Consider the following 2,899-nt stretch of genomic DNA (forward strand, 5'->3'; position numbering starts at 1 on the left):
CTTGGAAGGTGCGACCCTCAGACTTGCCCCAAAAGGACATACTGTCTCCATTGACCTTAATAGTGTCAGGCAAAATCCGTACCCTTTCAACAGAATCTGCTAGGTTTTGACTAGCTTGACTCTGTTGCCAATTTTGAAACAGAAACCAAAATCCAAAGATTCCGCAAATTGCTAAAACTTTTCCAGCAGATTTCCACGGAAATTGGATAAAGAGACAGACCAGCAGAAAAACAAAGCCTAACAAAGCAAGATAGGACGCTGAGAAAATGGCGTAGTAAAGCCAGAGCAATAGAAAACTCAGATAGATTAGGGGAATTGGCAAATTCTTAATCCACTGTAACATAGTCTTTTAGCTTTTCTATGGTTTTAGCACCAATGCCAGATACCTTCTTGAGTTCGTCTACCGACTTGAATTTCCCATTTGTTTCACGATGGTCGATAATATCCTGAGCTCGTTTGCCACCCAATCCCTTAACCTGCTTTAGCTCTTCCAGACTAGCTTTGTTGAGATTGACCTTCTTTTTCTTACTCGTTGAAGAAGCCGTTCCAGAACCTGCCTGTTGACTGGCTAATTCTTCGCCCTTAGTTGGAACGTAAACCAGAGCCTCATCACTAACTTTCTGAGCTAGATTGAGCGACTTGCTGTCTGCTTGCTCTGTCAAGCCACCAGCCTTCTGAACGGCATCATTGATCCGACTACCTACCGGCAAATCGTAAATTCCTGGCGATTTGACAGCCCCCTTCACATCTACTGTAATCAAATCTTGTTCAAGAGGTTCGTCCTTCTCTTCCTTTTTCACTTCCTTTTCGGTCGATGAATCCTTGGAAACAGCTGCAACTTCAACCTGCAAATTTGTTTCTTTGACAGGTGTTTGTGGAGCTGGTTTTAGTAGGAAAAATCCTCCTACAAGCAAGCCCAGACCCGTACAGATGACGATGATTTTATACTCTTTAATTTTTTCGATAATTGCTTCCATATTTTCTCCTCTCTTAGATTATTCGTAAGAGGAAGAAAAACAGTTGAAAATTTCTTCTCAACTGCTTATTTATTTGCAAAATAGTCTTCCTTGGTCAAGACATAATGAACTCTTGTAACGATTCGGTCTTCTTCATGCTGGTCCATACAAGCATAAGCTTCTTCGTGGGAAAAACGCATTCCTGATTTCTCCATGACCTTTCCTGACGCGGGATTAGCCTTATCGTGTAAAGCAACTAACTTGTTCATTCCGATTTTCTCAAAAGCTAGCTCAATCACGGCACGATTGGCTTCTGTCGTCAATCCTTGATTCCAATACTTTTTATTGATAATGTAACCAATAGCTGCCTTCTTAAGAACAGGATCAATCTTGTGTAAGTCAATAGTTCCGATAAACTTGCCATTATCTTTTAATTCGATCCCCCAACGTCCCAAGGGATTAGCCAAGTAGAACTGAGCAATGTTATTCTTGGTTTCTTCCAAACTTTGATTTGTTGGAAAAGTGTAGCGCGTATTTTCTCTGTCCGAGGCATACTCAAACATTTCTTCCACATCATCCAAGGTTACAGGTCGGAGCAATAAACGCTCTGTTTCTATAGACGGATACTGGGCAAATTTTACAAAAATTGATTCCATAGGATTCCACCACTTGAAAAGTTTCTAACTAAGATAAGGATATTGAATGAAATATTTAAAAAGCAAATTTATACTTAGTATTGCGATAACTTTAATTACAAAAGAGCTATCTTTCAGATAGAGGTTGAGGATCTAATTCTTCACCCTCTTCTTTTTTAACTGGTGCTGGTTCATAAGCTCGAATAATCTGAGCGACAACTGGATGGCGAACCACATCCTTGGCTGAAAAATGAACAAAGTCAATCTGATGAATGTTCTTGAGTTTCTCTTGAGCATCAATCAAACCGGACTTGACATTACGTGGTAGGTCAATCTGACTGATATCTCCATTGACAATCATCTTAGAATTAAAACCTAAACGAGTCAAAAACATCTTCATCTGCATGATGGTCGTATTTTGCGCCTCATCGAGAATGACAAAGGCATCATCCAAGGTTCGTCCACGCATGTAGGCAAGAGGTGCAATCTCGATAATTTCACGCTCCATGAGACGAGTCGTTTGGTCTTTGCCCAGAATCTGATACAAGGCATCATAAACAGGTCGAAGGTAAGGATCCACCTTCTCCTTGAGATCGCCCGGAAGAAAACCTAGACTCTCTCCTGCTTCCACTGCCGGGCGTGTCAGGATAATTCGTTTGACTTGCCCACGTTTAAGGGCAGTCACAGCCAAAGTAACTGCAAGAAAGGTCTTCCCTGTCCCTGCCGGCCCAATTCCAAAGGTCACATCATGCTGTTTGACACTATCCACATAAAGCTTTTGACCCAGTGTTTTGACACGGATAGGCTTCCCAGTATTATCCTTGATGATTTCTTCTTCGTAAAGGGCGACAAACTTGTCGATTTCATCGTTTTTGACCATGCTAATTGCAGTCACCACATCTGGCGTCCCAACCGTCATCCCACGATTCACCAAAACCATCAAGGCTTGGATAACTTGACGGGCTTCCTCACATGCAGCTTCTTCTCCCAAAACCTGGACAATCTCCGTACGAGCATGAATCACCACATCAAGCTCTTCTTCCATCAAACGAAGATGGCGTTCATTGGAACCAAAAAGATGAAACAGGTCATCTGGATGACTCAGTTGAATGTCTATTGAATGTTCCTTCAAATAAAGAACCTCTCTAATCCTTTTATTTCTTTTTATTATAGCAAAGGGGCGGAGAAATTACTAGCCCAAACCCAGTGAATCATGCTAGTGTTCTAAGTATTCCTGCCAGATGGCATCAAAGTCTCCTAGGTTGAAAGAGAAACTAGCGTGCTCCTCCAAAAAGCGACTGACCTCAT

General features: G+C 41.7%; 3 protein-coding genes and 2 pseudogenes. All 5 read right to left on the minus strand.

Annotated features, from left to right (window positions below):
* A pseudogene (locus tag QZ565_RS09100) lies at positions 1-343 on the minus strand (competence protein ComEC); the annotation flags it as partial.
* Positions 327-977 (minus strand): helix-hairpin-helix domain-containing protein, encoded by a 651-nt coding sequence (locus QZ565_RS09105; RefSeq protein WP_295528512.1) that lies wholly within the window; start codon positions 975-977, stop codon positions 327-329. The gene QZ565_RS09105 and the pseudogene QZ565_RS09100, both read right to left, overlap by 17 nt.
* 65 nt (positions 978-1,042) lie before the next feature.
* The gene (locus QZ565_RS09110; protein WP_295528515.1) at positions 1,043-1,612 is read right to left on the minus strand and encodes a GNAT family N-acetyltransferase; all 570 of its coding nucleotides are present in this window, start codon (positions 1,610-1,612) and stop codon (positions 1,043-1,045) included.
* A 106-nt stretch (positions 1,613-1,718) separates the two neighbouring features.
* The gene (locus tag QZ565_RS09115; protein WP_295528518.1) at positions 1,719-2,723 is read right to left on the minus strand and encodes a PhoH family protein; all 1,005 of its coding nucleotides are present in this window, start codon (positions 2,721-2,723) and stop codon (positions 1,719-1,721) included.
* Positions 2,724-2,807: 84 nt separating this feature from the next.
* Positions 2,808-2,899, minus strand: a pseudogene (locus QZ565_RS09120) (YozE family protein); the annotation flags it as partial.

The organism is uncultured Streptococcus sp. (genome assembly GCF_915066115.1).
In the GTDB taxonomy this organism is placed as follows: domain Bacteria; phylum Bacillota; class Bacilli; order Lactobacillales; family Streptococcaceae; genus Streptococcus.

Bases quoted from the DNA above. Each gene is read 5' to 3' on its own strand.
- QZ565_RS09110 (WP_295528515.1), bottom strand. From the start codon at position 1,612: ATGGAATCAATTTTTGTAAAATTTGCCCAGTATCCGTCTATAGAAACA.
- QZ565_RS09105 (WP_295528512.1), bottom strand. From the start codon at position 977: ATGGAAGCAATTATCGAAAAAATTAAAGAGTATAAAATCATCGTCATC.